The organism is Pseudomonas sp. ASL4 (genome assembly GCF_056680395.1).
Genome location: NZ_CM155280.1, coordinates 4,144,795 through 4,171,139 on the forward strand (window position 1 = coordinate 4,144,795; position 26,345 = coordinate 4,171,139).

Genomic DNA, 26,345 nt, shown 5'->3' on the forward strand with positions numbered 1-26,345 from the left:
CAGCTCCTACGGAGGCAGGATTCGACCGCTATACCTGATAAGACGCGATGGATGTAGGAGCCTGCGATTTTTTGACTTTATCGAGGCTTCGTAAAATCAAAGGCCCTGTTGCAATGCCGGGTCATCCGGATTCATTTGCTCAAGCTGAGCAAGAAGGATCTGCACGTTCTGCAACTGCCCGCTTTCCTTCCAGTAATTGATCAACAACACCCGGGCCTTGCGGTCCGCAGGATGGCGCTGGACGATTTCCTGTAACTGTTTCTGCGCCGCTTCCTGTTCTTCCTCACCGTGCAGTGTGGTGGCCAGGTCGTAGCGGTAATCCTTGTTGTCCGGCTCCAGTTCAACCGCTTTGGAAAGGCCGAGCAGGGCGAATTCACTTTGCCCGTGGTGCAGCAACCAGAGCCCGAGGGCATGTTGCAGGTAAGCGGAATCCGGCTGGGTCTGCAGTTGTTTGGCCAACAACTGCCGGGCGCCATCGCTCTGGCCTTGTTTGTCCAGCACTTCGATTTGCATGACCAGTGCCGGCAGGTTTCCGGGCTCAAGTTGCAAGGTGCGCTCCAGCGCCTGTTGCGCCTCTTTCAATTCGGCGTTGTGCAGGTGCAGGCGTGCCAGTTGGTAATGTGTGTCGGCGCTTTCAGGTTCGCTCTTGAGGGTCAGTTCCCAAACATCGATGGCCTGCTGCAGCGGCCCGAAATACAGTCCCAGGTCATCCGGCGACAGACCCAGCAGCGCATTGACGGCGGCCAAGCGTACGCTTTGATCGCTGTCATCGAGCATTGGCCCCAGCAACAGGCTGCGTTGCCCGGTGGGGACCAGGCCGACAATGCTTTTGATCGCCGCGACGCGGACATCCACCGAGATGTTATGCATGTCGGCATCGGCCAGTTTCAAGGCTTGGGGGCTTGGGTAATTCGGCAATTCTGCAAGCAGCCCGAGGCGCTGTTTGACTGACAAATCAGGGCGACCCAATTGCTGATAAAGAACCCGCGCCGCCCCCGGTTGCCCGGCGCGTGTCTTGGTCAGTGCGTCGCTGTAGCCATGCTTGATCGCCTCCGGCACCACGGGCGTGGTACTGCGCATGAAAAACCAGGCGAGAGCTATGGCAAGCAGGATGCAGAGACTGATAAGCAGGTAGCGGCGGGACTGAGGCATGCAGGAATCCGGGGGCTGGCGAGCTTTTGCAAAGTCGTCAGCTTCGGTCAGGCAAGGCTTTGAGTCAAACCCTGGCTCAGTTCAAAACGTACTCGATGGGTTCGAGGGCCGGCGGCAAATCGGTTTGCCCCAACGCCGCCAGCACTTCGCGCTCCAGGGTGCGCAAAATCGCATTGCACGGCAAATCGTTCTCGTCGAAGCCGAACGGGTCTTCCAGATCGTCGCCGATTTCGTCGAGACCAAAAAAGGTGTAACTGACAATGGCGGTGAACACCGGCGTCAGCCAGCCCAGCGGTTCGGCCATGGCAAACGGCAACAGGATGCAAAACAGGTAAATGGTGCGGTGCAGCAATAGCGTGTAAGGGAAGGGCAGTGGTGTGCTTTTGATTCGCTCACAACTGGCCTGGACCTGGCTCAGGCTGACCAGCCGAGTCTCCAGTTGGGTGTAGCGCCACTCGCTGATTCGCCCGAGCTCGGCGAGTTCCGAACAGCGGGCGCCGATGCGTTGCAACAGCGCGTCGGGAATGTTCGGGTGCTGCTGGTCAATAGGGTCGTGGACCCACGGCGCGATGGCGTGGGGTTCACTTTCAAGACGCAGGTGAGCGATCAGGCCATGGGCGAAGCCACAGAGTTCGCGCAATAGCAGCTCGCGTTCGTCCGCGTCCATCAACCCTTGGGTCTGGCGTATCAGCGAACGCACCTCAATGATCATTTGCCCCAGTTGCTTGCGACCTTCCCACCAACGGTCATAGCAGGCGTTGTTGCGAAAGCTCATGAAGATCGACAGCGACAACCCCAACAGCGTAAACGGCGTGGCGTTGACCTTGGAGAAGGATTCCGGATGCCAGGTCTCGATCAGCACAATCACCGACGCAAGTAGCGTCACCAAAAGGCTGCGCAAGGCAATGCGCTTGGCAATCGAGCCTTTGAGGGAAAACAGGATGCCGATCAGGTTCGGCTTGGGACGCACGATCATGGGTAAGGCTTTATTAAGAGACGCTTTCGCAGCGCTTAAAGCCTAGGGGGCGGGCGCGTTTCTGTCCAATCGCTATGGCTGACGGGGCCATCGAGCGTATCTATCGGAAACGTCTGACTCATCATTGAAATTGCCTACAACACGCGTCGACTCTGAAACCTGTCGAGCCGCTGAAGCAGTGACTACGCTTGCTTTAGATGACTCGATGAGCACGCCCATGCAACCGTTGCTTCAATATTTCAAGATGCTGCTCAACCCAGGCTTTGGGGCGCTGCTGTTTGCCCTGAGAACCATCGTTGCCGGATTGTTGACCTTGTATCTGGCGTTCCTGTTTGACCTCGATCAGCCCAAGTGGTCGATCATGGCGGTGGTCATCGTCAGCCAGCCACTGGGCGGCATGGCCCTGGCCCGCAGTTTTGGCCAGGTCATCGGCACTACCGCAGGGGCCGTGGTCGCGGTGCTGATCATGGCGATTTTCCCCCAGGCGCCGCTGGCCTTCATCATCACCCTGGCGTTGTGGCTGGCGCTGTGTACCGCTGGCGGCACTCTGCTGCGTTACACCAGTTCCCAGGCTTTTGTGCTCAGCGGTTACACGGCGGTGGTCGTCGCGTTGTTGGCGGTGCCGGATCAGGACGGCACGTTCCTGCTAGCCGTCACGCGGGTGACCGAGACGCTGCTGGCGGTCGCCTGCGTGTGCGTGGTCAGCCTGCTGACTGCGCGACCGGAGACAGTGGCTCGCAATTATTTCGCCAAGGTCGATCAGGTGATCAAGCTGCTCGCAACTCACGCCGCCGCCGTCATTCGTACCGAAGAAAGCGAGGCCGACTTCCATCGTCGGCAGATGCAGCTACTAGGCGAGATCAGTGCGCTGGAAGGGCTGCGCCGACATTTGTACTTCGACGCGCCGCGGCTGCGCAGTGCCAATGGCCTGGTGCAGTTGCTGGGCAATCAACTGGTGCTACTGACCTCTCGGCTGACCGCTTTGCGTCACCAACGAGAGTTGTTGAGCGAGCGCTGGCAAGGCGCGTTGCCGCTAGACATACAGGCTTTACGCGCCGAAGAATTGGCCTTTCTCGATGAACTGGCCCGACAGGGGCGATCGTTATCGACTCAAGCACGCCAGCATTTCGTGGCGCTGCAACAACGCTTTGATAACCAGGCTTATAAAGCCGAACAAATGACCGAGACCATGACTGCCACCTTGCGCTCGCTGGCCTGGGCGTTGCGTTGGGAGCAAGCGCGGCTGCTGCAACAACTGGAGCAGATTCTGGAGCTGAGCGATGCGATACAGGACGGGCGCGAAGCGAGCTGCGTCTTTCGCGGGCAGGAAAACCCGTTGCATCTGGACTTCACATTGGCGGCAATGAACGCCATTCGCGCATTTACTGCCTTATTGGTGGCCGGCCTGATCTGGATCGAAACCGGGTGGGACGGCGCACGCGGCGGGATGGTGCTGGTGGGCATTCTCTGTTCGCTGATGGCGACGTTTCCACGACCACTGCTGGCGGCCCAGAGTTATGCGCGGGGCCTGGGCCTGGCGCTGCTGGCTTCGGCGCTCTATCTATTTATGCTGTTGCCAATGATCAGTAACTTCGAACTGCTGGCCTTGTTGCTGGTGCCGTTGCTGTATGCCGTTGCGGTCGGGCTGACCACTCCGGCGACCACCGGGACGGCCATTGGTCTTGGGCTGTCCACTTTTCTGCTGTTGGGGCCGCAAAACATCGGGGTCGGTCAGAACAGTGCGATCCAGTGGTTCGAGTTTTCCGGCGCTTACATCTGCGCCACCGCGCTGGCATTAAGTGTCTACGCCTTGATCTTCCCGTTCAGACCGGTTTTTCGGATGCGCCGGTTGTTCAATGAGAACTGCGAGCAGGTCTATGCCTTGCTTAAGGTGGCTGCCACCGATGAACAGCAATTCGCCTTTGAAAGTCGCATGGTCGATCGCCTGACCATGATGCTCGGGCTGCTACCGGCGATTAATGATCGGCGTACCGGCGACTTGTTCGAAGTCAGCCTCGGCTGCATGGCGCTGGGCGTGGCGTTGAACCAGCTCAGGCAACAAGGACAGAGCAACACCTTACTGACGACCGAGCAACAAAACCGTTTATTGGCGGCAGTCCGTGAGACCGGAAGATTGATCGCCAGGCGTCCCGGGGTTGACCTTGAACGGCTACTCGCCAACTTGCGTGTCCTGGGCGACGAAATGGATGACCTGCATATAGTCGTCCATGAGCACCTGTGGTCAGTGTTTCGCATGCGTGTTGCGTTGTTGATCGTGGTGTCGTTTGTGCAGCGATACCGGGATTACTTTCAATCTGCAGGCGCAGAAGGAGTGCCGGCCCTTGCCCATTGATTTGGAAATTGGCGGCGTCTATCTGCCGCCAATCGCCCAGGCCTTGCTGTTGGCCTTACCGATTTTTCTGCTGCTGGACTGGATCCTCAGGCGCATGGGCGTGCTGCGTTTTGTCTGGCATGAAGCACTGTTCGAAGGGGCGTTGTATGCCTGCGTTTGCGCCACGCTGATTTTGGTCATGGGAGCCTGATGCCTTGAAGAAGATCCTTGCCCGACTCGCGACCGTCGCGGTGGTGTTGCTGGCCTTCATCCTTGGTTGGTTTGCCTGGGAGCATTACACCCGTGCGCCCTGGACCCGGGATGCCCGGGTGCGTGCCGATGTGGTGACCCTGTCCGCTGATGTCACGGGGCGAATTGTCAGTTTGGGCGTGCAGGACAACCAGCATGTGCAGAAAGGGCAACTGCTGCTGGAAATCGATCCGGCGCGTTATAGCCTGGCGGTGGAGCGGGCCAAGCGGTCGGTGGAAGTGGCGAAAGCGGCCCTCGGCCAGTCTCAGGCATCAATTGTCTCCAGTGAAGCGCTGCTCAAACAGCGTCAGAGCGAGGAGCAGCGGCGCCGAACGCTGAAACAGCGTTTCGCGATCTCAGGCGAAGAATGGGAAAAATCCAGCACTGAAGTGGCGGTGGCCCAGGCTGAGTTGCTGCGCAACCAGGCCAACCTTGGGCTGGCCCAAGCCAATGTGCAATTGGCAATCGCGGCGCTGAGTCAGGCCGAACTGGATTTGCAGCGCACCCGGGTCGAAGCACCCGTTAGCGGCTATGTCACCAACCTGCTGACCCGTCAGGGCGACTATGCCTCGGCTGGTAGCGCGTTGCTGGCGCTGGTGGACAGCGACTCGTTTTATGTCAGCGGGTACTTCGAAGAAACCAAACTGCCGCGTATCGAGGAGGGTGACCGGGTCAGGATCGAGTTGATGAGCGGTGAAACATTTGGTGGCACGGTGCAAAGCATTGCCTTTGCGATTGCCGATCGCGAGAACGCTCCCGGCAGTCGCCTGCTAGCCAGCATTAACCCCAGCTACACCTGGGTCAAACTGGCGCAACGGGTGCCGGTCCGAATCCGGATCGACGCCGACTACGCCGCTAAAAACAGCTTGCGCGCCGGAACAACCGCCACAGTCACCGTCATGGAAACCCACAAGTCTGAAGATCACCGCTAACTCCCTGTGGGCGCGGGCTTGTGTGGCGAGGGGGCTTGCCCCCGTTCGGCTGCGAAGCAGTCGTAAAACCCTTTCACTCGGTATGCCTGACACATCAGCGTTACGGGTTTTGGGGCCGCTCCGCGACCCAACGGGGGCAAGCCCCCTCGCCACACAAGCCTGCCCCCCACAAGGAATAGGCGTTGCATTTGAAGCAGGCAAAAAAAAGCCCCGCGACCGAATGAGACGCGGGGCGAAGAAATTGGTTGGTTACTGCCAACCAAAGGAGCTCTTTAAAAACTTACTTGCTGGCGACCGTCTCCGGTGCCCAGCCACCGCCAAGGGCTTTGTAGATCGCGACGATGCCGCGATACAGATCTACTTCGGCCTGGGCCTGGGTATCTTCGGCCGCCAGACGCTCACGCTGAGCATCGAGCAGGACGAGGAAGTCCACGGTGCCTTCGCGGTAGCGAATCTCTGCCAGGTCAGCAGCGGCGCGGCTGGATTCGCTCTGACGAATCAGCGAAATCAGGCGTTGCTGACGTTTACCGTAATCACTGAATGCGTTTTCCGACTCTTCCAAGGCCAGCAGCACTTGTTGCTCGTAGGTCGCCAAAGCGCCTTCAGCATCGGCGTTGGCACCGCGCAAACGGGCCCGAACGCTGCCCAGGTCAAACGCCGCCCAGGTGATGCTTGGGCCCAATGCCCAGGCGTTGGCCGCCGAGGAACCGATCTGTGAACCACGCCCGGCGGTAAAGCCGAGGAAGCCGCTGAGGCTGACCCGTGGAAACAAATCGGCCTTGGCCACGCCGATACGGGCGGTGGCGGAAGCCAGTTTGCGTTCGGCACTGAGGATGTCCGGGCGACGTTGCAGCAGTTCACCCGGATCACCAATCGGCAGGGCCTTGGCGATGGCAGGCAAATCCTTGGGGCTCAGGTCGACGGTCAGCTTGTCCGGACGTTCACCCAACAGGGTGGCGATGCGGTTTTTCTGCCGAACCTGTTCGGCCTGCAGTTGCGGTACGCTGGCTTCGACGGAAGCCAGGCGCGCATCGGCGCGGACCACATCGAGCTGATCGCCAACGCCGGCATCACGCAGGCTGACGGTGATCTTGCTCGATTCCTGCTGGTTCTTCAGGTTGGCCAGGGCGATCTTTTCGCGCAATTGCGCACCGCGCAGTTGACCGTAGGCGTCCACCAGTTCGGCAATCATGGTGACTTGCAGTTGGTACAGATCGGCTTCCGCCGCTTGCTGCTCGGCGTTGGCCGATTCCAGGTTGCGCTGGATACGGCCGAACAGGTCGATCTCCCACGCCATGTCCAGGCCCAGGTCATAGCGTTCGCTATTGACCCGCTGGTTGGTCTGGCCAGGGATTTGTCCCTTTGCCAAGTCACTGCTGGCGCGGCTGGTGACGGTTGGCATGGCGTCATTGCTGACGTCATCTCGAATCGCCCGGGCGGCTTTCCAGCGAGCGAAAGCGACCCGCAAATCACGGTTGCCGTCCAGCGATTGCGTCACCAACTGGTTGAGGGTCGGGTCTTCAAACTGTTGCCACCAGATGCCTTCGAAACGCGAGCGGTCGAAGTTCTTCTGACCGCTGGCGCCATCGGTGGCGGTCGTGATGTTGGCCGCCTCCGTGGCAGGGGTTTTATAGTCCGGGCCGACGGCACAGGCGCTCAGGGCCAGTACCAGCAAGCTCGGCAGGAAGGCTTTCAGGCTCATTGTTGCGACTCCAGTTTCAGGGCCTTGGCCGCTTTGCGCGCTTCACCGCGCTCCACAAAGTTACGAATCAACACGTAGAACACTGGCGTCAGCAACAGACCGAAGAAGGTCACCCCAAGCATCCCGGAGAACACCGCCACACCCATGGCATGACGCATCTCGGCACCGGCACCGCTGGAGAAAACCAGTGGCACAACACCCATGATGAACGCGAAGGAGGTCATCAGGATCGGCCGCAGACGCAGACGGCAAGCTTCGAGCACCGCCGCCAGAGGGCCGAGGCCTTCCTGTTGTTTATCCTTGGCAAACTCGACGATCAGAATCGCGTTCTTACAGGCAAGCCCCACCAGTACGATCAAGCCGATCTGGGTGAAGATGTTGTTGTCGCCGCCCGAAGCAATGACACCCGTGATGGCAGACAGCAGGGTCATCGGTACGATCAGGATCACCGCCAGTGGCAAGCTCCAGCTTTCGTATTGAGCCGCGAGCACCAGGAACGCCAGCAGTACGCAGAGCGGGAACACGAACAGCGCGGTGTTGCCGGACAGAATCTGCTGGTAGGTCAGGTCGGTCCATTCGTAGGTCATGCCGTTCGGAAGTTCATCCTTGAGCAGTTTCTCGATGGCCGCTTGAGCCTGGCCGGAGCTGTAGCCTGGGGCTGCCGCACCGTTGATTTCAGCGGTGATGAAGCCGTTGTAGTGCATCACGCGGTCCGGGCCCGAGGTGTCGCTGACCTTGATGAAAGTCGCCAGCGGGATCATTTCGCCTTTGTTGTTGCGTACTTTCAGCTGACCGATCTGGTCTGGCTCGAGGCGGAACTGTTGCTCAGCCTGAACGTTGACCTGGTAGGTACGACCGAAGCGGTTGAAGTCGTTGGCATACAGCGAACCCAGGTAGATCTGCAGGGTGTCGAAGATGTCGCTGACGGCCACACCGTGGGTCTTGGCTTTTTCACGGTCGATAGCGGCATCGACCTGCGGCACGTTCACGGTGTAGCTGGTGAACAGGGCGGCCAGTTCCGGCACGTTGTGGCTTTTGGTAATGATGTTCATGGTTTCTTTGTACAGCTCGTCGTAGCCCAGGTTGCCCCGGTCTTCGATCTGCAGACGGAAACCACCGATGGTGCCCAGGCCTTGTACCGGCGGGGGCGGGAAGATCGCCATGTAGGCTTCTTCGATCCCGGCGAACTTGCCGTTCAATGCACCGGCAATCGCACCGGCGGACATGCTCGGGTCTTTACGCTCGTCGAACGGTTTGAGGGTCACGAACACGATGCCGGCGTTCGGGCTGTTGGTGAAGCCGTTGATCGACAGGCCCGGGAAGGCCACCGCACTTTCCACGCCAGGCTGTTTCAGTGCCAGGTCGGACATGCGTTTGATTACGTCTTCGGTACGGTCCAGGCTCGAGGCATCCGGCAGCTGCGCGAAGGCCACCAGGTACTGCTTGTCCTGACCAGGTACGAAACCGGTCGGGGTGTTGGCGAAACCAAAGAACGTCAGCACCATCAAGCCAGCGTACAAGAGCAGGGCGATCCCGCTGCTGCGGATAACCCGGCCTACAGTGCCGACGTAACCATGGCTAGCCTTCACAAAGAAGCGGTTGAACGGGCGGAACAACCAGCCACCGAAGATCTTGTCGAGCACCTTGGAGAAGCGGTCTTTCGGTGCGTCGTGGCCCTTGAGCAATACCGCAGCCAGTGCTGGCGACAGGGTCAGCGAGTTGAAGGCCGAGATCACGGTCGAAATCGCGATGGTCAGGGCGAACTGTTTATAGAACTGCCCAGTCAACCCGGAGATAAATGCCGCCGGGATAAACACCGCACACAGCACCAGCGCTGTCGCGATGATCGGGCCGGTCACTTCACGCATGGCGCGCTTTGTGGCTTCGACCGGGGTCAGTCCCAGTTCTATGTTTCGCTCGACGTTCTCCACCACCACGATGGCGTCGTCCACCACGATACCGATGGCCAACACCAATCCGAACAATGACAGGGCGTTCAGCGAGAAGCCGAACAAGTGCATCACCGCAAACGTACCGATCAGCGAAACCGGCACCGCCACCAACGGAATGATCGAGGCGCGCCAGGTTTGCAGGAACAGGATCACTACCAACACAACGAGGATCAGTGCTTCGAAGAGGGTGTGAACCACCGCCTCGATGGAACCGCGCACGAAGATCGTCGGGTCATAGACGATGCTGAAGTCCATGCCTTCCGGGAAGCTCTTCTTCAGTTCGGCCATCTTGTCGCGAACTTCGTTGGAGATCTGGATTGCGTTGGAGCCTGGACGCTGAAAGATCGGGATCGCCACTGCCGGCTGATTGTTCAGCAGGGAGCGCAGGGCGTATTGGCTGGAACCGAGTTCAACGCGGGCGATGTCTTTGAGGCGAGTGATTTCACCGTTATCGCCTGCGCGAATGATGATGTTCTCGAACTCTTCCTCGGAGACCAGACGCCCCTGAGTGTTAACCGACAACTGGAAGCTGGTGGCATTTGGCGCAGGAGGCGCGCCGAGAGCACCGGCAGCGACCTGACGGTTCTGCTCACGAATGGCGTTGACCACATCGGTCGCGGTCAGGTTACGCGAAGCGGTTTTGTTTGGATCGAGCCATACCCGCAGGGAGTAATCGCCCATGCCGAACAGCTGCACATCACCAACACCACCCAGACGCGCTAGCTCATCCTTGATGTTGAGCAAGGCGTAGTTGGACAGGTAGAGCATGTCGTAGCGTTTGTCCGGCGAGGTCAAGTGGACCACCATGGTCAGGTCCGGGGAGGCCTTGTCCACGGTGATACCAATGCGCGTCACTTCTTCGGGAAGTTTCGGCTCGGTCCGGGTTACGCGGTTCTGCACCTGTACCTGTGCGTTGTCCAGGTCAGTGCCCAGTGCGAAGGTGATGGTCAGGGTGATCTTGCCGTCAGCGGTGGACTGCGAGGACATGTACAGCATGTTCTCGACGCCCGTGATGGCTTGCTCCAGAGGAGCGGCCACGGTTTCGCCGATGACTTTAGGGTTGGCACCCGGGAAGTTGGCGCGGACCACAACGGTCGGCGGAACCACTTCCGGGTATTCGCTGATCGGCAACTGGAACAGCGAAATAGCACCGGCGATCAGGATCAGCAGCGAAAGCACCGCTGCAAAGATCGGCCGTGAAATGAAGAATTGGGAAAAATTCATCGGAGTTGTCGTCCCTTAACCGCGTGGAGTCGCAGCAGCCAGTTTCACAACCGTACCCGGCGCGACCTTGGCAGGTGCTACTTGGGGCAGGTTGCTGGCTTCCAGCGCTTGTCGTTGTTGAGCCAGAGCGGCGAGGGTTTCCTTGGTGGCCATCGGGATCACTTCAGGGGTGACTGGCGAACCAGGGCGAACCCGTTGCAGACCCTTGACGATGACGGTGTCATCTTTGTTCAGGCCGCTGCGCACGATGCGCAAGCCTTCGATTTTCGGACCCAGCTCGACCGCGCGGTACGCCGTTTTGTTGTCGGCATCCATTACCAGCACGAACTTTTTACCCAAGTCGGTACCGACTGCTTCGTCATTGATCAGCACGGCAGAGTAGGTGCCGCTGCCGACCAGTTTCAGACGTGCATAAAGGCCTGGGGTGTAAGTGCCATCGGTGTTGTCGAACACAGCGCGACCGCGAATGGTGCCGGTCTTCGGGTTGACCTGGTTGTCGACGAAGTTCATCACGCCCTGGTGCGGGTTGCCGTCTTCGTTGGACAGGCCGAGATAAACCGGGGTCGTTGCGCCGCGTTTACCCTGGCGAGCGAGCTGGGTGTATTTCAAGAACACACGCTCGTCGGCGTCGAAGTAGGCGTAAACCTTGTCGGTGGACACTACGCTGGTGAGCGCTGTGGTATCGGCGGTCACCAGGTTGCCGGCAGTGATTTCCGCACGGCTGACGCGACCGCTGATCGGCGACGTCACGCGGGTGAAGCTCAGGTTGAGTTTGGCCAGATCCAGTTGTGCCTGGAGGGCACCGACGGCCGCGCGGGCTTCCTGGGAAGCGCTGGTGCGCGAGTCGGCCAGTTCGGCGGAGATCGCGTTGCTGGTCCGCAGGCGTTCACCGCGTTGGGCTTCGTTTTCGCTACGGGTGGCGTTGGCACGGGACTGGGCGACCAGTGCTTCTAGGCGGCGGACCTCTGCCTGGAACGGACGCGGGTCAATCTGGAACAGCAAGTCGCCTTTCTTGACCAATGCGCCTTCAGTGAAGGTTACTTCATCGATCTGACCGGAGACCCGTGGACGAATTTCTACAGTTTCTGGCGCTTCGAGGCGCCCAGTGAATTCGTCCCACTCGTTGACGGGTTGCTCCAGCACTTTGGCCACGCTGACTTTCGCCGCTGGCATGCTGGCGGCAGTCTGAGGAGCCTTGCCGCAAGCGCTCATCACCACCACGGCCAATAAGGCCAACGGGAAGCGCAAATGTTTGAATGACTGTTCCATGGATGCATCCGCCAATGTATTGAGAATGGACGGATGATGCTCGGAGGGGCTGTATCGCACGAATCGAATGAGGCAAAGGTAACTATCATTCGGAATGATATAAGACCGAGGCAAGCCCTCTAGCATGCACCTTTCGTTAGGGCGCTATCAATCTTGCGGATGACAATTCTATGTTGCGAGGAATGCAAAGGTCGGACTGAATGGAAGTCTTGTCAATGGTTCAAACAAAGAGACGGCCATCATGGCCGTCTCGATTAGCGTCTTGCGAAACTAAGTTCAGTTGATCCCTTTAGGGTTCGGACCGAAACGGTTGTCGCCAGGCTGGCTGTCTTGAGCCAGGAAGACAATGTTCACGATAGGCAGCAAGATCCACCAGCCGCTGCGGTTAGTGTCGTGCATCCGGCGAATGGCCGCAGCGATACTAGGCAGGAACACCGCCAGGCTGTAGAAATTTGAAATGATCCCTTTGGCACCCAGTACGGCGTCAATAACGCCGAGGACTATGGCGACCCCGAGGTTGATCAGAATAAACATCCAGTATTCGCGGCGGCTGGCGCGGCCGGTGAATACAGCATATTTCTTGAGCACCTCAAGGTACGGGTTGCCGGTTTCTGGTACAGCGTTTGACGTTGTACGTGTTGGCTGGAACACCTGTGGTGCGCCGCATTGCGGGCAGGCGACAGCCAGGCTGCTGATTTCCTTGGCACAACCACGACAAAAAACCATGCTCATATTTTTTCCCTAAAATTAGTCTAACGACAGTCCAACGAAAACAAGCGTCGCAATAGCTGACATAACAACTCCAGCGATCGCTAGGCTATTTCCTGGTTTTTTTTGATTGATGCTGATGATGCCGCAAATGAGACCGGCGACAGAAAAGAGGCCCAGGCCGAAGAGGGTATCTCTGTCCCATTCGGAGTCATCAAACAGAGAAAGTATGCAGATGATGCCCAATATCAACGAGGTGATGGCCAGCCACGGCGCACTGACGCCATTCGTTGCAGCAAGTGCAACGTGTTGGCTCGCTCCGCACTGGGGGCAAGTCGGGGCTGTCTCGTGAAGTTCCTTGGCGCATGCGCGACAAAATACCATTGTCATCGTTTTCCTTAACGTCTAGTGCTGAATACCCGCCCCGCTATCGGCCGAATCCGGGCTGACTTTAGAATAATTTCCCCCCAGGGCGGATGAGTGCCATTGAAACCTGGCCCTTACGAATGATTGCATGCGCGTAATGGGCCACCTTGGCCAATAAGCATTTATAGGCGAGGGAGGGATGCAGCCAGAACCCGATATACCTATAAAATGTTCCGCTGTTGACCTTGTCCGGCATACTCTGGCGCGCAGATTGCTTGCGGATAAGTACGCGCGATCCGATCCCGCTCGATGTATTCCGTGGCTGTACGTTAGCGTTTGGCGCGGTGCGTATAGAGTCACGGACCTGTTTGATCATCGATAGAGTAATACGAACTTTAAATGAGCAATTCTACGGCTACAACTAACGACAACTGGCACCCGGTCATTGCGCTGGCGCTGGCTGCGTTTGTGTTCAATACCACCGAGTTTGTGCCGGTCGGTCTGTTGAGTTCGATCGGCAGCAGCTTCGACATGTCGACGGCTCAGGTCGGCCTGATGTTGACCATCTATGCGTGGGTGGTGTCCCTGACGTCGCTTCCCGTCATGTTGCTAACGCGTAACATCGAGCGGCGCAAGCTGTTGATCGTTCTGTTTGGGATGTTCATTGCCAGTCACGTTCTGTCGAGTCTGGCTACAAGCTTCGGTGTCCTGTTGCTGAGCCGGATCGGCGTGGCGCTGTCGCATGCACTGTTCTGGTCCATCACCGCGTCTTTGGCCGTGCGCCTTGCGCCACCGGGTAAGCAGGTCCAGGCGTTGGGCTTGCTGGCAACCGGTACTTCCCTGGCGATGGTGCTGGGGATTCCCCTCGGCCGGTTGTTGGGCGAGGCCATGGGCTGGCGCACCACCTTTATCGTGATCGCTGTGTTGGCGGCAACGCTGGTGTTCTGGCTGGCCAGAGTCCTGCCGTTGTTACCCAGTCAGAACTCGGGCTCTCTCAGAAGCCTGCCCCTGTTGTTCAAGCGACCGGCACTGGTGGCAATCTATGTGCTGACGGCGTTGGTGGTGACCGCACAGTTCACGGCCTACAGCTACATCGAGCCCTTCGTTCAGGTGGTGGCCGGCTTGAGTGGCGATGTGGTGACCTTCATTCTTTTATTGTTCGGTGGCGCCGGTATTTTCGGGTCGCTGCTCTTCAGTTGGCTGCACCGCTATAGCCCGCAGCGCTTTCTGATCGTGAGCGTGGTGTTGCTCACATTGTGCCTGACGTTGCTGTTGCCATTGAGCGGCAAGGTCTCGTATCTGGGGACGCTGAGTCTGTTCTGGGGAATGGCGATCATGGGTTTTGGACTGGCGTTGCAGTCGAAGGTCCTGGTGCTGGCTCCGGACGCTACCGATGTGGCGATGGCGCTGTTTTCGGGGATCTACAACGTGGGCATTGGCGCCGGGGCACTGCTGGGAAGTTGGGTGGGCGGGCAGTTCGGGTTTGCCTACATCGGGGTCGTTGGCGGCATGCTGGCGGCGTTGGCGTTGTTGTTCTACTGCCTGGCAATCTATCGCTTCACTCAGCCTGGGGCTTCGGCTTGATCTATTGGGTTACGACGTTTTAACGACCTGCTTCGTCGCCAGATGGTCGCAGCTATCGCTTATTGCCTCAGGCGCGAGCCGCAATGGGCATACCTCGGATCTGTCGAGTTCTAAAGTTTTGGTCGCTTATTTTTCCAGGTCAGCGAACACCAGCGTTGTTGCCGGTCTGATCCAGCGTTCGCAGAGCGGCGATCTGTTCGAGATCCGCCCCGGGACCGCCTATCCCGATGACTATCTTGAAACAGTTGAGCAAGCAAGACGTGAAACAGCTGCTGGATTCGAACCGGCCTTAGACCAAGTCATCCCGTATGTTGAGCGCCACGACGTACTGTTTCTCGGTTTCCCGATCTGGGGGCAGACAGCTCCTCCAGTGATAAGGACGTTCTTGTCGGCACATAACTTGTCCGGAAAAAGGGTCGCGCCTTTTATCACTCATGGTGGCTACGGACTGGGTGACAGCCTGGACGTGCTGGTGCTTCACGCGCCCGGCGCTCACGTTGTGGAAGGTTTCGTGATGGAAGGGGAGCAGGAAAAGAAAACAATGGAGAAGGTGCATGGGAGGCTAGACAGATTTGCATCGCCAAGCCATGAAATCGGAATTTGAATCGCCGCGATTTCGAGCCTGGCTTGCCAGGCTTTCAAATCTGCACAATTAAGATAGAACCGATCAAAGACTATCCGGGTCGCCAAAGAACATCTGAATCCGCGACCGCAACCAGCGCTCGCCCGGATCATTATCCTGCGACCCGCGCCACGCCATGTGCAGTTCAAACGTGCGCACTGGCAACGGTGGATCTTCAGCCCGCACACCGCCGGCTGCGGTCAATGCTTCTGCGGTGTAGTCAGGCACGGTGGCGATAATATCAGTGCCGCTGATGAGTGTACTCAGCCCGTTGAACTGCGGCACGGCGAGTACCACATGGCGTTTGCGCCCGAGCTTTTCGAGTTCTTCATCTATAAAGCCGCTCAGGTCACCGGCGAATGACACCAGCGCATGAGGTCGCGCGCAGAAGTCGTCCAGGCTCAGCGGCCCGGGCACGGTATCGGCGCGCAACAACTTCGGCATACTGCGACGCAGTACTTTGCGCTTGGCGTTGGCCGGCAGATCGGCGGTGTAGCTGACGCCGATTGAGATTTCGCCTGAGGCCAGCAGGGCCGGCATCAGGATGTAGTTGGCCCGACGCACCACCAGCACGATGCCCGGTGATTCGGCGCGCAGGCGTTTGAGCAACATGGGCAGCAAAGCGAATTCGACATCGTCCGATAGGCCAATACGAAACACCGCAGTGCTGGTGGCTGGATCGAATTCCGCCGCACGACTGACCGCTGTGGAAATCGAATCCAGCGCCGGGGAGAGCAGGGCGAAGATTTCCACCGCTCGGGCAGAAGGTTCCATGCTGCGGCCGGTGCGCACGAACAGAGGATCATCGAACAGCCCGCGCAGGCGCGAGAGCGCCGCACTGATGGCGGGCTGGCCGAGGAACAGCTTTTCCGCCGCGCGGGTCACGCTGCGTTCATGCATCAATGTTTCGAATACGATCAACAGGTTCAGGTCGACACGACGCAGGTCATTACGATTCATCTGGAGTCCTGGCAGAGTCAGCAAGCTTGACGTGAGCGGCCATATGAGAACAATGGCCGGCATGAATCTTACGGGCAAAGGCTGCTACTCTGCACCGTGTAATTCACTTTTTACTTAAATGGCTGCTTCGGTTTTTTACGGCATTTGGTGATGTCGCCGTCGCTGCGGAATCAATGACAGGCATGTCGACTATTAATAGCCACTGATGGTCTTGGGTAGAAAGCCCAGATAGAGTTCATGGCATTAGAGGTTACTTTGACGAGGTTTGCGATGTCCCGCACGATCCGTTTTCACAAGTTTGGTCCAGCCGAGGTGCTCAAATGCGAAGAGCATGCGGCCGCTCTCCCTGCACCAGGTGAAGTGCAGGTGCGCGTCGAAGCAATCGGCATCAGCTGGTACGACATTCTCTGGCGCCAGAACCTGGCCTCATCCCACGCTCGTCTGCCTTCAGGCCTTGGCCATGAAATGTCCGGCGTAGTGACGGCGGTTGGCGACGGTGTCGATGATTTGGCTGTGGGTGACAAGGTCGCCAGCTTCCCGGCCGAGAGCCCTAACGATTATCCAGTCTACGGCGAACAGATCGTTCTGCCGCGCTCGGCACTGACCCGTTACCCGGACGTGCTCAGCCCGATCGAAGCCAGCGTGCATTACACGCCGCTGCTGATTGCCTATTTTGCCTATGTCGATCTGGCGCGGGTCAAACCGGGGCAGTTCGCCTTGGTGACCGACGCCAGCCACTGCGCAGGACCGTCCTTTGTACAGCTGGGCAAAGCCCTGGGTGTGCGAGTGATCGCGGCGACCAAAACTGCAGAAGAACGCGAATACCTGCTGTCCCTCGGCGCCGAGAAAGTCATCGTCACCGAAGAGCAGGATCTGCTGATGCAGATCAACAAAATCACCGATAACCGTGGCGTCGACGTTGTGTTCGATGGTCTCGGCGGGCCGCAGATGTCGTTGCTCGGTGATGTGCTGGCGCCTCGCGGTAGCCTGGTGCTCTATGGTCTGCAAGGTGGCAATCAAACGCCATTCCCGGCCTGTGCAGCGTTCCAGAAAAACATTCAGTTCTTTGTGCACTGTATCGGTAACTTCACCGGCAAGCCGGAGCTGGGCATCATTCAGGATCAGGTGGCGTTGCAACGAGCGTTGCGCGACATCAACCAGTTGACCGCCGACCGCGTGCTGCTGCCACTCAAGACTCGGGTCTTCCCGTTTGCCGAGTTTATCGAAGCGCACCGCTACATGGACGAATGCCCATGTCGCGAACGGGTCGCCCTTCAGGTCGAGCCTGTGTAAACCCCTCTACAAGAGTCCGTGAACCCACGGACTCTTGTGCGTTAGCCCTCTCTCCTGTTTTCTCCCATGCACTCCGCGCGCGTTGCGCGGGCGGCATCGCCGTTCCTGATCGCACAGTTGAACGTTTCAGCAACTGAACCGGTTTTTGCTTGCGATCTGTATCTTCTAATCATCATATAAGCCCTGATAATTGAATGATTACTTTCATCTCAAGGAAAGAGTCATGAGTGCGCTTTCGGCTGATAATTTCCGGCAGCTATTCGCAATAGATCGTGGGTTAGTCAGGCTTCGTCTAGTTACCAAAAATAGATCAGTGTCTTCTTTCTTTATTTTCTGTACTCAATGTCTGTGGGACGCTGTCGGAAGTTTCCTAGGAAGTCGCGTAAAACCTAAAGAACCTTGCCCTGCCTGGCTTTGCGAGGAGGTGGCTGTCGCCTGTGCATAGGCCGAGTACAAACATTTCAAATAATTACCCAAAACTTAAGTGCTAGCATTTCATGACAGGATCCAGCACTTCATCACCGAGAATCGGTCGCGCAGTGTCTATCACCGCTTGCGTGGCATTGAACTTCCGAATACCAGGTAAAACACTGATGACGACAATCCATGATCAGGCAATGAACTATGTTTATCAGCAAGTACTACAAAGGCTGCTGAGTTTTTTCTCTCGGGCCGAGCGCACTGCATTGCAGCTTATGATTCAGCGTCTGGTGGTGGCGGCCGGCGGTATGGAGCGAATTGGCGACTTCAAGGTGATGTCGATTCAAACCGGAACGCTGGACAGTTGCTACACCCTGGCGCTGCTGCGTGCCGCTCAACTGAGTATCGCCAGCCGTGCACCGGCAACCTTCCAGTTGCGCGTCGCCACCTTGCGCTTGAGCGGGACCGGTTCGACAGCGCTGGACAACATCCATCGAAGCAACGCGGCGTTGTTCCTCTACGATGATCCGCGGGTCGAACTGTTGATGGTGGATGACCGCGAAGTTCTGCCATTCGACCATCTGGCACCGATCTCCGAGGCCGGGCGAGAGTCGAATCGGCTCAATTTATTGATGGTCGGCCATCGCCGGAGCTGGAACGACCCGCTTGATCTATGGGATGACGGGTATCTGACAACGGCCGAGTTTTACGGGCAGATCGCACGGTGGAACGGCGGAGTCGATGTGTTGATCAACAGCGAAAGCCCCCGCCAACAGAAGCAGTTTCTCGACGGATTGAGGCGTGCCGCACAAAAGGCGAGTCTCGGCACCTCGAACTACAGCGTCACGGGGTTTGAGATTCTGTTTACTGTGCTCGATGACTTGGGCAGCGACTATTACCGTGAGTTCTACGCTGGCCATAGGCACGCGACTTGGCGCCCGGCTGGCCTATTCGAAGCCTGCCGCCGCACGACAAGCCTCGACATTCACGACATGGTCGTCGGCAAACTGGATGAACGCTGGCCTTTGCTCACAGAGTTTCTGGGCGTGCAGCCCGACGAAATGGCGGCGCACCTGAGCGATAACGAATACGTCAACCCGCTGATTGCCGCGCACTTGCATGGATTGCAGGCAAGCTTTGTGGCGGGTCACAGCTACGAAGCCGGATTAGCCGAATACTTGCAGCGAGCCTTGGTGATGATGCGCCGCAAGCTGGTACCTGAACGTATTTGCGAACTGGCGCTGGAGTCGTTCGGTAATCTGGCAACCATGGCCGAACAGCGCATGCTGGCGGCGGTCGAGGCACAGAAAACCCTCGGGCTGACCGAAGCCCAGCTGATATGCCTGCTCTTTGCGCCCTTTGTCGATCAAGGTGCCGGGCTGGAGCGCTTTCTGCGCAACTGCCACCCCGGCATGCTCGTGGCCATGCCGGACTTGCACAAGGCGATGCAGGGGTATCAGGCGCCAGAACAGGTCGTGCAATGGATGATCGATGTCAGTGGGCTGCCGGTTAGCCTGATTGGCACGCTTTACAGCATGAGGCCGGTGGCAGTCGAGGATGGCGGCGACGCTGACAGGCTGTCGGGCGAGGCAGGCATGTCAGTCGATGATCCGCAGAGCGATGGTGCCGCAATGATTGGCGAACGGTCAGCGGGGCATTGACGGTGCAACAGCAGCCGTCTTCTACCGCCAGTTGCGTTCTCCACTTGCTTGGCAATGCGCAAGGCCAACACCCATGAAAGGGCCCAGAGAAACAGACTTTGCTTACCAGGCGGTTTACCGCTACCTGACTCACCTTATCAACGGGCCGGACTGTGCCACGCAAATTCGCCTGCCATCATTACGGCAGTTGGCGGTGCGTCTGAACGTGTCGATCTCGACCATTCAGTACGCGTATTCATTGCTGGAGAAGGAAGGGCGGGTCTACTCGGTAGCCAAGTCAGGCTATTACTCATTGCCGGTGGCTTCGATGGGGCCGATGACCAGCGGCAATGATTTGCTTGAAACTGTCTATGCGTACGCAAGGCGTCCCGAAATGCTGGTGTTGAGCGCGGATGAGCCCGCCCTGTTGCAGCCGTTGGACAGTCCGTTGTTGATGCTGGAGCGAGAACTATTGCGCCAGTATCCACGCCAGCCGCCATTGGCTGGGCAACCCTGTGGCGAACTGGAACTGCGCACGGCACTCGCGGCGCGCTATACCTCGTCGCCGGCGCGTTGCTGGCATGCGGATGAGGTTTACATCGGTGCCGATCTGCGCGGGGTACTGGAAGTGCTAATCGCCGTGCTGTGCCTCAAGGGCGCCACGGTATTGGTCGAGTCGCCATGCGACTGGGTCATTCTGCGTTTGTTCGAGGCGGCGGATGTGCGGGTGATCGAGTGGCCGTTGCAAGCCAGTGGCGCATTGGATCTGGAGCAACTCAGGGGCGCGCTGGAGACTGAGCCGGTGCGGCTGGTGCTGCTTTCGTCAGGACTGAGCATGCCGCGAGGCAGTCAGGTGCCGCACGGTAACAGGCAGTCGATCGCGCAACTGTTGGCGCGGCATGACAGCTGGGTGCTGGAAAACGACTGTTACGGTGACCTTGGTTTCGAACCCGACGGCCCCAGGTTTCGCGACCTTCTGGATCCTGATCGACTGATCGTGTTTTCCACCTTCGAGAAAATCATCGGGCCGGAAGCCCCTTACGGTTATCTGCTCTCACGGCAATTGGGTGAGGAACTGCAGCGGCATTTTTTGCTGCGCTCTTTTCGTCTGTCGCCGATCCGCCAGAAAGCCATCGCACGTCTGTACAGTAATGGACGTATCGACCAGCATCTTCAGGTACTGCGGCGCTTGCTCAAGGATCGCCAGGTGCAGATGATCCAGTTATTGCACGAGCGTCTGGGCGACGCCTTGCTGCCCGTCGAGCCGCAGGGCGGTGCGACGATTTGGGTGCGGTCGTTGCGCCGGGTCGATGTGCGGCGGGTGTTCCAGCGCTTGCTCAAACAGCAGGTAGTGATTGCACCGGGCGAGCTGTTCAGCCTGCAAGGTCTGCACGGGCAACACCTGCGCCTGAGCCATACGTTCAGCGGCGACCATGACCTGGCTGCCGCCATGGGATTGCTGGGGGATGCCTTGCGTCTGGAATCGATCGATTGAGCAAGGTTAAAAAACGTCGTCGACAGCTCGGATAGTTACCATCGCGTTGCGGTCAAACTGCCAGTAAACTGCGTCCCTATTCCTGAACCACTCTATTCCAGAGGTTTTGCATGACACTCAGTCCTTTTGCGGGCAAACCGGCACCGGCAGAATTGTTGGTCGACATCCCGCGACTGGTTACGGCCTATTACACCGGTCAGCCTGATGCCGCCATCTCTACCCAGCGCGTCGCTTTCGGCACGTCCGGCCACCGAGGCAGCTCGTTCGACTTGAGTTTCAACGAATGGCACGTTCTGGCTATTAGCCAGGCCATCTGCCTGTACCGTGAGGCCCAGGGTATTGATGGTCCGCTGTTCGTCGGCATCGACACCCATGCGCTGTCGACCCCGGCGGGTGCCAGCGCGCTTGAAGTGCTGGCGGCCAATGGCGTCACCGTGATGATCGCCGAAGGTGACGAGTACACACCGACCCCGGCCATTTCCCATGCGATTCTTTGCTACAACCGCGGCCGTACCTCGGGCCTGGCAGACGGCGTCGTCATTACGCCGTCCCACAACCCGCCACAAAGCGGCGGCTACAAATACAACCCTACCAACGGTGGCCCGGCCGACACCCACATCACCAAGTGGATCGAAGCCAAGGCCAACGAGCTGCTCGGCAACAAACTGGCCGGCGTCAAGCGCATCAGCTACGAGCAAGCGCTGAAGGCCAGCACCACCCATCGTCATGACTACCTCAACACCTATGTCGCCGACCTGATCAACGTGATCGATTTCGACGCCATTCGTGACGCCAAGCTGCATCTGGGTGTCGATCCATTGGGCGGAGCAGGGGTGCGCTACTGGTCGGCGATTGCCGAGCATTACCGTCTGGACCTGGAAGTGGTCAACACTCAGGTCGATCCGACGTTCCGCTTCATGACCGTCGATTGGGACGGGCAGATCCGCATGGACCCATCGTCTACTCACGCCATGCAAGGCCTGATCGGTCTGAAAGATCGCTTCGACGTGGCATTTGGCTGCGACCCGGATCACGACCGCCACGGCATCGTGACCCCGTCCGGCGGACTGCTCGCGCCGAATAACTATTTGGCCGTGTCCATCGACTACCTGTTCCAGAACCGTCCGCAATGGCGTGCCGATGCTGCCGTGGGTAAAACCGTGGTCAGCAGCGGTCTGATTGATCGCGTGGCCAAGCGTCTGGGTCGTCGCCTGTACGAAGTGCCAGTTGGTTTCAAATGGTTTGCTGATGGTCTGTTTGACGGCTCCCTGGGCTTCGGCGGCGAAGAAAGCGCCGGTGCTTCGTTCCTGCGCAAGGATGGCGGTGTCTGGAGCACCGACAAGGACGGCCTGATTCCGGCCCTGTTGGCGGCAGAAATGACCGCTCGCACCGGTCGCGACCCAAGCCAGGCTTATCGCGCCCTGACCGATGAACTGGGCGAACCGTTCTCGGTACGGGTCGATGCCAAGGCCAACCCTGAGCAGAAAGCGCTGCTGAGCAAGCTCTCGCCGGATCAAGTTACCTCGACCCAACTGGCCGGCGAAGCGATCCAGAGCATCCTCAGCCATGCGCCGGGTAACGATCAGGCCATTGGTGGCTTGAAAGTCATGACCGAGAACGGCTGGTTTGCAGCGCGTCCGTCGGGCACCGAAGACATCTACAAGATCTACGCGGAAAGCTTTGTCAGCGACGAACACCTCAAGCAGTTGGTGGCTGAGGCTCAGACCTTGGTGGATGGCGCTATTGCTGCGAAGTGATTGAGGGCCCTGTGGCGAGGGGGCTTGCCCCCGTTGGGTTGCGAAGCGACCCCTATCAGGTGGTTGCGGTGTTTCAGGCTGACCGCATTTAGCATTTTTGCGACTGGTGCGCAGCCGAACGGGGGCAAGCCCCCTTGCCACAATTGGACACACACATAGAAAAAGGGCGACCATCAGGTCGCCCATTTTTTTTGCCCGGTATTTAGCCAATCAAGCCAGATCCACCAACACGATTTCACTGTCCTCAATCGCCGTCACCCGCAATACCTGCTCATCGGCAACCGCTACACCGTCTCGAGCTTGTGCACGCAAGCCATTGACTTCAATCACGCCTGTCGCTGGAACCAGATAAGCACGACGTCCGCTATCCAGGCGATATTCCGCCGATTCCCCGGCCTTCAGATTCGCTGCCACCAGCCTTGCATCGGCACGAATCCGCAGGCTTTGATCGTCGCCAGCCTTGCCGCTGGCCAAGGTCACGAAACCTTCACGTTGACCTTTCGGGAACGGCTTGGCGCCCCACGACGGCGCTGAACCGGCCTCGTTGGGGATGATCCAGATCTGGAAGATCCGGGTTTCGGTGGATTCCAGGTTGTACTCGCTATGGGCGATCCCGGTACCGGCGCTCATGACTTGAACGTCACCCGCTTCGGTACGGCCCTTGTTGCCCAGGTTGTCCTGGTGGGTAATCGCACCTTCACGCACATAGGTGATGATTTCCATGTCGCGGTGCGGGTGCTGTGGAAAGCCTGTGCCCGCGGCGATCACGTCATCGTTCCAGACCCGCAGGTTGCCCCAGTTCATGCGTTTCGGGTCGTGGTACTCGGCGAACGAAAAGTGGTGATGGGCATCCAGCCAGCCATGGTGGGCGCCGCCCAAGGTGTTGAAAGGTCTGAGTTCAAGCATGATCGTCTCCTGGAAAGGTTCGTCATGGGGCGGTACGCCTGGGCCACGAAACAAGAACCGGTGGTTGATGGCGTGCATCATCTATCAAGCGATAATCGATAAAAAGCGTAAAAAGTGCCTCAAAACAATCTAATAAGTTGATGTTTGACAACCTCGAAATATTCTCATGCAGCCTTCACTTCATCGTATAAGCCAATGAGCTGTAAGCATTTCACTAGAACTCAACGGCAAATGCAGACACCATAGCCCTCAACAGCCTCACACCCTGGAGTCCGTCCGCGTGCCGCAACACACCCCTGATCTTCCCCCCGAACTTCGTCCCTTGGCCGAGATGCCCTTGCTCAAGCGCCTGGCTGCCCGGTTTTTCGGTCATGGCTTGACTCGATTGCGCGCGCAACACCGCGCGTCCTGGCTGCACGGGCAAGCTGATGGTTTTCGCAGCGGTCACAGCGCCGGGGTCGATTACGGGTTCAACGAAGGCAAGCTCGAAGGGCTGGAACAAGGCCGGCAGGTGTTGCTGATCCGCGATTCGCGCTCCACCGAACACCGGCCGCCGAATGTCGATGACAACTTGTTCGATGACTGGCGCCTGCCATTGAGCGCCGAGATCAAGAAGCGCATGAAGGCCGACGTCGCGCGACTGCTGCCGGCGCATGCCCAGCCCAGCGCGGCGCAGTGGAAAATGATCTTCAGCGATACACCCTCGACCTCGGTGATTGCCGGGGCGGGCGCGGGCAAGTCGACGACGCTGGTATTGCGCATTTTGTTGCTGACTCACTATCTTGGGTTTGAGCTCGGCTCGATGACCGTGGTGACCTTCACCCGTGAATCGCGCAAAGACTTCATTAATAAGCTGATTGAACTGTTTGCGCTATGGGGTCGGGCGCTCAGCCTTAAAGAAGCTCGAGACCTGGTGCGCACCTTCCACTCGCGGATTCTGCCGATGGTCCGCAGTTTGCCGGGGTTCGAACGCCTGCAAGCCTTCGAAAACCTCAGTAATCGCCCGCAAAATGGCGATGAGGAGGTCGACAGCAATCCGTTCGACCTGCGAATCAACGATGCTCAACGCCAGCAGCTCAATGCCTGCTATCACGGCCTGTTTACTTCTAATGAGCGTTTCCGTGAACTGATCCAGCCATTGTCCCGCCACGCCTTGCAACTCAAGGAGCTGGAGCGCGATCACCCGGATGTGCAGAAGCGCATGGCGGTGACCGAACTGGCGTCCAGGCGCGATGAAGAACTCTGTGATGCGATTGAAGACCTGTGGTTTCGCTCCGGTGCCTGGCCGATCAAGGGCATTGAGCCCAATCGTCAGGCCTTCGATATCAACGGCTCGACGTTCCATTGTCATGGCTATATTCCGACATTGGACGCCTGGGTGGTGCTCGGTTTTGATCCTCGGGAAAACCCTCAGGTCAGCCGCCCGAATGCCAAGCTGACGGTCCGCGCCGAGTGGGCAGTCAAGCGCACCCTGTTTCAAGCTTTCTGTCGTAAGCCATTGATATGGCTAGATAGCTATGACTCTTCAAAACGTGTTTTGGCTTCGATTGCCGGTGACGCGAGCGCCGGGCCGGGCTTCGACTACAAAGTTAAGGGTGAACTGGCTTCCGGGCCGCTACTGGACTGTTTTGTTGCCGCCGCCGGGTTTATCGAGAACCTGGGCCTGGACGTTCCGGACGCCGTGGGCCGGATGAGTTTCGGCAAGGACGACCCCGACCGGTTTTTCTTCGAGGCCCTGAGTCTGTTCTGGCGGGCACTGGAAGACCATTTGCTTGATCAAAAGCCGCCAGTGATGACCTACAACCGGATGTTTGCCTTGTTCAGCGAGCACTCACCGGAAAACCTCAAGTTGTTGAGCGATGAGCTGCTCAGGCCGCTCTCGCATTTGATGATCGACGAATTTCAAGACGTATCGCCGCAGATTGTTTCGTGGATTCGTGCGAGCCTGGCCGAGATCCGCAGCCGCGGCCCAGCCATGCACGTGGGGCGCGGCGCGCAGCGTTCGTCGCTACTTTGTGTGGGTGACGATTGGCAGTCCATCTATGGCTGGCGCGGCAGTTCGCCGACGTATTTCATGGAGTTCAACAAGGAATTCCCATCGCCGAGCACGACTCGGGTGATGCTCAGCGACAACTACCGTAGCCATCAGCACATCATTGATGCCGCCGAACACATCGTGCGCGCCGCACCGGCCATCCCTGGCAAGAAGGCCAAGGCCAGTGGCGAGCCCAAGGCCTTGCAGCCGGTCAACGTGCTGGATCGCGACGATCAGGGCATGGCGCAGCGGTTGATGGAGCACTACAAACGCGGCGATTCAATCTTGATGCTTTATCGAAAAAGCAGCGATAAGTCATTGATAGAAGAACATATTCAGCCTGTAGTTAATGTAGATTCTAGCTTGCCGTACGAATCCCGCCGCCTTAAGCAACTGACCTATCACAGCGCCAAAGGGCTACAGGCAGACGCGGTGTTTTTGCTGGGTGACTGCCAGCATCTAACCAGTTCACCTTACAAGAACCAGGTTTATCGCATGGCCGGGCTTGGCAAGGCTGGGGACAGCGAACCGTATGACAGTGCCCAGAAAGACGAAATCCTGCGACTGGCCTATGTCGGTATTACCCGGGCGGTGAGTCATTGCTACTGGTATGTCGATGGCCAGGAAGGCCAGGCAGTCAATATGCCCAGGGCGTCGGACAAGATCGGCAAGGGCAAGGCGTTCTTCGCGGATCACCGACAAACCACCAAGTCCGCCTAAACCCCGCTCCCACATTGGATTTCAGTGTGTCGGGATAATGTACGCACCCAC

At 58.3% G+C, this 26,345-nt stretch carries 19 protein-coding genes; 10 read left to right on the forward strand and 9 right to left on the reverse strand.

All coding sequences use genetic code 11. From position 1 onward, the window contains the following. Positions 1 to 96: 96 nt before the first annotated feature. Positions 97 to 1,152, reverse strand: a complete 1,056-nt coding sequence (locus tag AC1MEW_RS18650) for a tetratricopeptide repeat protein (protein ID WP_480423136.1) — start codon at positions 1,150 to 1,152, stop codon at positions 97 to 99. A gap of 76 nt (positions 1,153 to 1,228) precedes the next feature. Continuing rightward, positions 1,229 to 2,128, reverse strand: coding sequence for a bestrophin family protein (locus AC1MEW_RS18655; RefSeq protein ID WP_480423137.1), 900 nt, complete (start codon positions 2,126 to 2,128; stop codon positions 1,229 to 1,231). Positions 2,129 to 2,333: 205 nt separating this feature from the next. Here AC1MEW_RS18655 and AC1MEW_RS18660 point away from each other — a divergent pair, with 205 nt between their 5' ends. From AC1MEW_RS18660 to AC1MEW_RS18670, 3 genes are read left to right on the forward strand one after another with little or no spacing between them, the layout of a single operon-like run. Beyond that, positions 2,334 to 4,481 (forward strand): FUSC family protein, encoded by a 2,148-nt coding sequence (locus AC1MEW_RS18660; RefSeq protein WP_201255202.1) that lies wholly within the window; start codon positions 2,334 to 2,336, stop codon positions 4,479 to 4,481. After that, positions 4,471 to 4,671 (forward strand): DUF1656 domain-containing protein, encoded by a 201-nt coding sequence (locus tag AC1MEW_RS18665; RefSeq protein WP_109631054.1) that lies wholly within the window; start codon positions 4,471 to 4,473, stop codon positions 4,669 to 4,671. Before AC1MEW_RS18660 ends, AC1MEW_RS18665 begins: the two co-directional genes overlap by 11 nt. Before the next feature lie 4 nt (positions 4,672 to 4,675). Continuing rightward, positions 4,676 to 5,641, forward strand: coding sequence for an HlyD family secretion protein (locus AC1MEW_RS18670; RefSeq protein WP_201255201.1), 966 nt, complete (start codon positions 4,676 to 4,678; stop codon positions 5,639 to 5,641). Between the two features lie 280 nt (positions 5,642 to 5,921). Here AC1MEW_RS18670 and AC1MEW_RS18675 read toward each other — a convergent pair whose 3' ends face one another. The 5 genes from AC1MEW_RS18675 to AC1MEW_RS18695 all read right to left on the reverse strand — a co-directional run bounded on the left by AC1MEW_RS18675 (position 5,922) and on the right by AC1MEW_RS18695 (position 12,886). Further along, on the reverse strand, positions 5,922 to 7,343 hold the full coding sequence (locus AC1MEW_RS18675) for an efflux transporter outer membrane subunit (RefSeq protein ID WP_201203431.1): 1,422 nt from the start codon (positions 7,341 to 7,343) through the stop codon (positions 5,922 to 5,924). Beyond that, on the reverse strand, positions 7,340 to 10,519 hold the full coding sequence (locus AC1MEW_RS18680) for an efflux RND transporter permease subunit (protein ID WP_201203433.1): 3,180 nt from the start codon (positions 10,517 to 10,519) through the stop codon (positions 7,340 to 7,342). The genes AC1MEW_RS18675 and AC1MEW_RS18680 overlap by 4 nt, the downstream gene beginning before the upstream one ends. Positions 10,520 to 10,534: 15 nt before the next feature. Then, complete coding sequence (mexE, locus tag AC1MEW_RS18685; protein ID WP_201203435.1) at positions 10,535 to 11,788, reverse strand: multidrug efflux RND transporter periplasmic adaptor subunit MexE; 1,254 nt, start codon at positions 11,786 to 11,788, stop codon at positions 10,535 to 10,537. A 276-nt stretch (positions 11,789 to 12,064) separates the two neighbouring features. Beyond that, entirely contained in the window at positions 12,065 to 12,520 is a 456-nt protein-coding gene (locus AC1MEW_RS18690; protein WP_201255200.1) for a DUF805 domain-containing protein, read from the reverse strand. 15 nt (positions 12,521 to 12,535) lie between these two features. Next, positions 12,536 to 12,886 carry a DUF4190 domain-containing protein gene (locus AC1MEW_RS18695; RefSeq protein WP_201205257.1) on the reverse strand — a complete coding sequence of 117 codons (351 nt, stop codon included), beginning with the start codon at positions 12,884 to 12,886 and terminating at the stop codon, positions 12,536 to 12,538. A gap of 375 nt (positions 12,887 to 13,261) precedes the next feature. Here AC1MEW_RS18695 and AC1MEW_RS18700 point away from each other — a divergent pair, with 375 nt between their 5' ends. Both AC1MEW_RS18700 and AC1MEW_RS18705 read left to right on the forward strand, forming a co-directional pair. Then, complete coding sequence (locus AC1MEW_RS18700; RefSeq protein WP_480423139.1) at positions 13,262 to 14,446, forward strand: sugar transporter; 1,185 nt, start codon at positions 13,262 to 13,264, stop codon at positions 14,444 to 14,446. 61 nt (positions 14,447 to 14,507) lie between these two features. After that, on the forward strand, positions 14,508 to 15,050 hold the full coding sequence (locus tag AC1MEW_RS18705; protein WP_480427283.1) for a flavodoxin: 543 nt from the start codon (positions 14,508 to 14,510) through the stop codon (positions 15,048 to 15,050). Positions 15,051 to 15,113: 63 nt separating this feature from the next. On the opposite strand, the gene AC1MEW_RS18710 is transcribed toward AC1MEW_RS18705, so the two are convergent. After that, positions 15,114 to 16,028 carry a LysR family transcriptional regulator gene (locus AC1MEW_RS18710; RefSeq protein WP_242486235.1) on the reverse strand — a complete coding sequence of 305 codons (915 nt, stop codon included), beginning with the start codon at positions 16,026 to 16,028 and terminating at the stop codon, positions 15,114 to 15,116. A 270-nt stretch (positions 16,029 to 16,298) separates the two neighbouring features. Here AC1MEW_RS18710 and AC1MEW_RS18715 point away from each other — a divergent pair, with 270 nt between their 5' ends. From AC1MEW_RS18715 to pgm, 4 genes are all read left to right on the forward strand, one after another. Beyond that, positions 16,299 to 17,321 (forward strand): zinc-dependent alcohol dehydrogenase family protein, encoded by a 1,023-nt coding sequence (locus tag AC1MEW_RS18715; protein WP_480423140.1) that lies wholly within the window; start codon positions 16,299 to 16,301, stop codon positions 17,319 to 17,321. 593 nt (positions 17,322 to 17,914) lie between these two features. After that, a complete protein-coding gene (locus tag AC1MEW_RS18720; RefSeq protein WP_480423141.1) occupies positions 17,915 to 19,402 on the forward strand; it encodes a hypothetical protein in 1,488 nt (495 codons plus the stop codon). Positions 19,403 to 19,475: 73 nt separating this feature from the next. Next, positions 19,476 to 20,876: an aminotransferase-like domain-containing protein gene (locus AC1MEW_RS18725; RefSeq protein WP_201255195.1), complete on the forward strand. Its 1,401-nt coding sequence runs from the start codon at positions 19,476 to 19,478 to the stop codon at positions 20,874 to 20,876. A 110-nt stretch (positions 20,877 to 20,986) separates the two neighbouring features. Next, the gene (pgm, locus tag AC1MEW_RS18730; protein WP_201203489.1) at positions 20,987 to 22,633 is read left to right on the forward strand and encodes a phosphoglucomutase (alpha-D-glucose-1,6-bisphosphate-dependent); all 1,647 of its coding nucleotides are present in this window, start codon (positions 20,987 to 20,989) and stop codon (positions 22,631 to 22,633) included. A 210-nt stretch (positions 22,634 to 22,843) separates the two neighbouring features. Here the strand turns inward: pgm and AC1MEW_RS18735 are convergent, their stop codons facing one another. Continuing rightward, entirely contained in the window at positions 22,844 to 23,539 is a 696-nt protein-coding gene (locus tag AC1MEW_RS18735; protein ID WP_201203491.1) for a pirin family protein, read from the reverse strand. A gap of 280 nt (positions 23,540 to 23,819) precedes the next feature. Between AC1MEW_RS18735 and AC1MEW_RS18740 the strand changes: the two genes are divergently transcribed. Then, a complete protein-coding gene (locus AC1MEW_RS18740; RefSeq protein ID WP_480423142.1) occupies positions 23,820 to 26,294 on the forward strand; it encodes a UvrD-helicase domain-containing protein in 2,475 nt (824 codons plus the stop codon). The last annotated feature ends 51 nt before the right edge of the window (positions 26,295 to 26,345 follow it).